3 protein-coding genes are annotated in these 6,040 nt (G+C 60.8%); all 3 read left to right on the top strand.

Annotation, left to right across the window (positions count from 1 at the left end; all coding sequences use genetic code 11):
- Window positions 1-717 precede the first annotated feature (717 nt).
- Window positions 718-1,818, top strand: coding sequence for a cytochrome C (locus tag GXP39_00830; protein NOZ26582.1), 1,101 nt, complete (start codon window positions 718-720; stop codon window positions 1,816-1,818).
- Window positions 1,819-1,820: 2 nt separating this feature from the next.
- A complete protein-coding gene (locus GXP39_00835) occupies window positions 1,821-3,188 on the top strand; it encodes a hypothetical protein (protein ID NOZ26583.1) in 1,368 nt (455 codons plus the stop codon).
- A gap of 147 nt (window positions 3,189-3,335) precedes the next feature.
- Window positions 3,336-5,705 (top strand): hypothetical protein, encoded by a 2,370-nt coding sequence (locus GXP39_00840; protein NOZ26584.1) that lies wholly within the window; start codon window positions 3,336-3,338, stop codon window positions 5,703-5,705.
- Window positions 5,706-6,040 lie beyond the last annotated feature (335 nt).

Raw genomic sequence — 6,040 nt, forward strand, 5'->3', positions numbered from 1 at the left:
TTCGTATCCGCCTCCTCTCCACACCAGCTCCCGTCCGTCCCTTTGTGTAAAATCCCACAGCGCCCTACCGATTCAGCATTTTCATATCACTTCTGGTATAATGTGACACAGTGATCAGGTGCACAAATGCCCCTGTCTTACAAGCTTCTACCTCAACACACCGCACCTGTGATCACACGATGTAAGATCTCGGCCGAGGACGGATCTCCGACTATCCGATGTCTGAGAATGCGTCTGAAAAACACACCACGAAGGGCATGAAAAGGAGCATATCGAGGCCGCTTCTTACAATTAGCGTCCTAGAATTCACCATCGCCGGAGTATTTGTCGATCAGTAGAGGTACGACGCCGCCGTGTTCCTACCCAAAATCAGGAGCTTTGGTATCTTTGAGGCTTATCAACAGCTTAGGCGGTATCTCTTAGACATACTCTGAGATGTTAAGCTTTGAACATATGACGTGCCCCATTTCACATATAAGTATTCAAATGATACAATGAGCCCATCTGGCATGTAAGGAACATTCATCGGCCAGGCGTCCGAGGGCGTCCCTCAACCGTACGCCCCACAGGGGAAGACGTGGAGGGATCCCCTCCACGGGAGCCCCTCTCTCCTGGCCTGTATCCGTCTTTCTCGGCCTTTTCCACAAGGATCTGGGCTGAGGCCGGGCAGATCAGAGGCGATCGATATCCGATCCACCGCATCCCTGGGGAGGAGGCATGCTCGTAAATCCTTGGCGGCGACGATGCAAATACGCAGCGATTCTCTTGCTGGCCCTGATGCTACTGACCCCCTTCACCATCGATGCTGCGGGGCAAGGGGGCGATGAGAACGCGGTCTGCCTGGGCTGCCACAGCAACCCAAGCCTCGAGATGGAGCTGCCCAGCGGCGAGAAGCTATCCCTGTACGTGGACCCGGAAGTGTTCGGATCCTCCGTCCACGGCCGACTGAAGCAGAAATGCACGGCCTGTCATGAGAACATCTCCGGATATCCCCATCCACCGCTGTTCGCCGTAGACCGCCGGGACCTGTCCATAGGGCTCTACACCGTCTGCCGGCAGTGCCATGAAAAGCAATATCGTGACACCCTGGATAGCGTCCACGCCCGCCTGCTGGCCGGTGGGGACCGAAACGCTCCCGTCTGCACTGACTGCCACGGGTATCACGATGTCACCCCGCCCGACGAGCCACGCTCCAAGATCGCTCAGACATGCTCAAAATGCCACTCCATCATTTACAACCAATACAAGGAGAGCGTCCACGGCGCAGCGCTCATGGAGGAGAGGAATCCGGACGTGCCAACATGCGTGGATTGCCACGGAGTGCATCACATGGACGACCCACGCACGGCGGAGTTTCGTCTCAAGTCGCCGCAGATCTGCGCGAACTGCCATACCGACCCTGAGCGCATGGACAAATACGGGATCTCCACCGATGTCTTGGATACCTACGTCGCCGATTTCCATGGCACCACGGTAGAGCTGTTCGTCAAACAAGCGCCCGATCATCCGACGAACAAAGCCGTCTGCTACGATTGCCACGGGATCCACGACATCAAGAAGGTGACGGATCCGGAAGCTACCGTCGTGAAAGAGAACCTGCTGCGCACGTGTCGGCAATGCCATCCCGACGCGACAGCGAACTTCCCGACAGCCTGGGTAGGACACTATCGCGCCAGCCCTGATCGATATCCGCTGGTCTACTACGTAAACCTCTTCTACAACATCCTCATTCCCTCGCTGATCGGGTTCTTTCTCATCTACATCCTGCTCGATGCGACCCACCGCATCCTGAAGCGATTCGCACGAAGAGGGGCTTAGGTATGGAGCACAGAGAGCAACGGACGTACCAGCGATTCACAGCGACGCAGCGGATAGAGCACTTTGTGCTCATGCTCTCCTTCACCGCGCTGGCGATCACGGGCCTCCCACAGAAGTACGTGGGACACAATTGGGCGGAGACGATGATCGGATGGATGGGCGGCATCGAGACGGTTCGCCAGATCCATCACGCGGCCGCCGTCGTGCTGCTGTTGGGCAGCATCTTCCACGTCGTGGCGATCGGCTATCGGCTCTTCGTCCTCCGGGTGCCCCCCGCCATCCTGCCCCACCCCAGGGATCTGTTGGACATGATCGATGAGTTTCGCTATCTCCTGGGGCTGGCCAAGAAACCGCCCCCCATGGATCGCTACACCTACCACGAAAAGCTCGAATACTGGGGTGTGGTGTGGGGAACCCTCATCATGGCCATCACCGGTTTCATGATGTGGAATCCCATCACCACCACACGCTTCCTACCTGGGGAGGTCATCCCGGCAGCCAAGGCGGCTCATGGCGGCGAGGCGATCCTGGCCGTCTTGACGATCCTCACATGGCACACATACCACGCCCACATCAAGCACTTCAACAAGAGCATCTTCACCGGCAAGCTGACCGAGGAGGAGATGGAGGAAGAGCATCCTCTGGAGCTGGAGCGCATCAAAGCGGGCCAGGTGCCTACCCCTCCCGATGAGGAGACGCGACGGCGCCGCGAGCATCTGTACATCCCGGTCGCCGGCATCATGTCGGCGGTGCTCCTCTTCGGCCTCTATGAGTTCGTCACCTTCGAGGAGACGGCCATCACCACCCTGCCGCGACGCGTGACGGTGGTAGCCTATGCGCCGGCGACGCCAACCCCCACCGCCACGCCGACCGCGACCGCCACGCCTACACCGATGCCGAAGCCAACGTTCACTCCCACCTCCTTCCCGGTGCTCCCCGGGGTGCCTATCCCGCACGTCTTAACCCAACGGGAGAACTGCGTGCTATGCCACGGCCAGGGGGCCATGAAGCCATTCCCTACAGACCACGCGGGCCGGGGGAATGAGACGTGTCTGAAGTGCCATCCATTGACGGGGAACGAGCGCGTGTTGCCCACGACGCAACCTGCCTCGGTGCCCAGCTTTCAGACAGCGGTCCTCCCGATCCTCCAGGCCAAATGCGTCGTATGCCACGGCGGGATCGCCGGCCTTCACATGACCACCTATGAGGGCCTTATGCAGGGAAGCGAACACGGCCCCGTGATCGTGCCCGGGCAGCCGGACAAAAGCCTGTTGGTGCAAAAGATGCTGAGCGAGCACCCGACACTGCTGACCGAAGAAGAGCTAGCCATCGTACGAGCCTGGATCGAGGCCGGCGCGCCGAACAACTAGCCGCCCTCGCACGGGACTCGACGACCACTTGCAGTGTTTGCTTTCCTATCAAACCAACGTAAACGAGGGAGAAAAGTGGGGCAAGCCTTCGCGTGGTTAAAATCGCATCGCGGATATCTGTACTTATTTAGCAGCATCGCCGCTATCGTGCTCGGTTCACTGGTATTCGCCGGCGGGGTCACGGTCTGGGAGTACACGAACAGCTCCCAATTCTGTGGCACCACATGCCATGCTATGCCGCCGGAGTATAAGGCCTATCAGATCTCGCCCCACGCACGCGTCCCCTGCGTGGACTGCCACCTGGGGGTGGAAAGCGTGCTGACCACGGTCCCGCGCAAGGTCAAGGAGATTCGGCATGTCATCTTCGCGCTGACGAAGAACTACGAGACGCCCATTTATGTAAAGAGCTTGCGACCCGCCCGATATACCTGTGAGAAATGCCATAACCCGGAGAAGTTCTCCGATGACAGCCTGCGAGTCATTCGGCGGTACGACACCGACGAACAAAATAGTGAGACACGCATCTACCTCGTGATGAAAACGGGCGGCGGCAGCAAACGAGAGGGCCTGGGGAGAGGCATCCACTGGCACATCGAAAACGAGGTGTACTACATCGCCACGGATGAGCTGAGACAGAAGATCCCCTACGTGCGCCAGGTGGACGATAACGGCGAAGTCACCGAGTACTTCGATGTCTCCGTTGAGCTCCCGCCCGATTTCGTGGAGCAGAACAGCGAAAAGCTGCATCGCATGGATTGTATCGACTGCCACAACCGCATCTCGCACAAATTCCGGTCCCCTGAGCGAGCGCTGGACTGGGCGCTATCCCGCCGCCAGATCGACCGCACCATCCCCTACATCAAGCGGAAGGGGGTGGAAGTGCTCAGCGAGCCGTACGCCAACCACGACGAGGCGACGGCCGCCATTCAACGGTTGGAGGACTGGTATCGCACCAATTACCCGAAGTGGTACAACAACCCCAAAAACCAGGAGAAGCTGAGGCAGGCCATTGCCGAGTTGAAGCGCATCTACGAGGAGACCGTCTTCCCCGAGATGGACGTGGGATGGGAAACCCATCCGGATAATGTCGGGCACACGGATTTCCCCGGCTGCTTCCGCTGCCACGATGGCAAACATATCAGCGACAAGCAGACGGCCATCCGGCTGGAGTGCAACATCTGCCACTCGATCCCACAGGTGGCAAGACCGGGGGATCCGCCTCCCAAGATCCCGGTGGAGCGATCCGACGAGCCAAAGTCCCATCAGGATACGCAATGGCTGGCCCGGCACCGCTTCGAGTTCAACGAGACATGTGCCAACTGCCATGACATCGCGAACCCCGGGGGCGCGGATAACTCCAGCTTCTGCTCCAACAGCGCATGCCACGGCATAAAGTGGAAGTACGTAGGGTTGGACGCGCCGGCCCTCCGCGCCCTGCTGGAGCCCTTACGAGAGTCCGGGACCACCGGTGTGCCGCGGGAGATCCCGCATCTGGTGGAGCCACGCACCAACTGCGAGATCTGCCACGGGTTGGGCAAGGTGCGGCCATATCCACAGAGCCACACAGGCTTCGACCAGACCATGTGCGTGAACTGCCACGCGTTGAAGCAGGGGCCAGGAGCTCCGGGACCCTCGCCGACGCCCACGCGAGAGGCCCGGCAGGGGATCCCGATCATCCCGCACACACTGGAAGGGCGAGAGGACTGCACCCTCTGCCACGCCGTGGAGCATTCGATCATGCCGGCGCCAGCCGATCACGAGGGACGCACGCCGGATACGTGCTCCGCATGCCATAAGGCTGAGGGGGCCGAGACGCCCACGCCCGAGGGCCAGGAGCCGGCACCCAAACCCACGCCAACAGCCCCCAAGGCGGCCGGCGCGCCGCTGAGCATCCCGCACCCGGTGGAAGGGCGGGAGGATTGCCTCCTCTGCCACGCCATAGATAGCTCCTTGAAGCCCGCACCGGCCGACCACGAGGGCCGCTCCGCCGACACCTGCCAGATGTGCCACAAGGCCGAAGAGGCTGAGGAGGCCGAGGAGGCTCCCACACCTACCCCGGCAGCGCCCGAGGCAACCCGTGCGCCGCTGAGCATCCCGCATCCGGTGGAGGGGCGGGAGGATTGCCTCCTTTGCCACGCCACAGACAGCGCCCTGAAACCCGCACCGGCCGACCACGAGGGCCGCTCGGCTGATACCTGCCAGATGTGCCACAAGGCCGAAGAGGCTGAGGAGGCCCCCACACCAACGAGCCAGGAAGAGACGCCCGGGACGATCGGCGCGCCGCTGAGCATCCCGCACCCGGTGGAGGGACGGGAGGATTGCCTCCTCTGCCACGCCATAGATAGCGCCCTGAAGCCCGCACCGGCCGACCACGAGGGCCGCTCGGCCGACACCTGCCAGATGTGCCATCAACCGGGCGAGACCTCTTCCGAGGGGAACGAGACGCCCGCCGCGATGCTCACCGTGCCGCCTGACATGCCATGCCAGGCGTGTCACAAGATAGGCGAGGAAGAGTAACGACCTACAGCAAAGCGATGAAAGGCATACACGAGGCGGGGCCTTGAGAGCCCCGCCTTTGTGTTCGGCGACCGGGCATCCACATCCCCCGGCCAGCCAGGCGAGGTTCCCCCCAAAGGCATGGCCAGGCACAGGCAAGGTGAATTCGCCCCGATCGCCGGAGCCGCAGCGCTTGTTGATCATTCCCTCCCCCTATGCTACACTACGGATGTGGATCCCGAAGATGTCTGGGGAGAAAGACACCATGTCAAGTCCTGAAATACGTTTACAACAAAAAGGGGGGAAAAGGGGGCGAATCATCAGGAATCCTCCTGCGGACCAGGCACCCACACGAC

It is taken from the genome of Chloroflexota bacterium, from assembly GCA_013152435.1.
In the GTDB taxonomy this organism is placed as follows: domain Bacteria; phylum Chloroflexota; class Anaerolineae; order DUEN01; family DUEN01; genus DUEN01.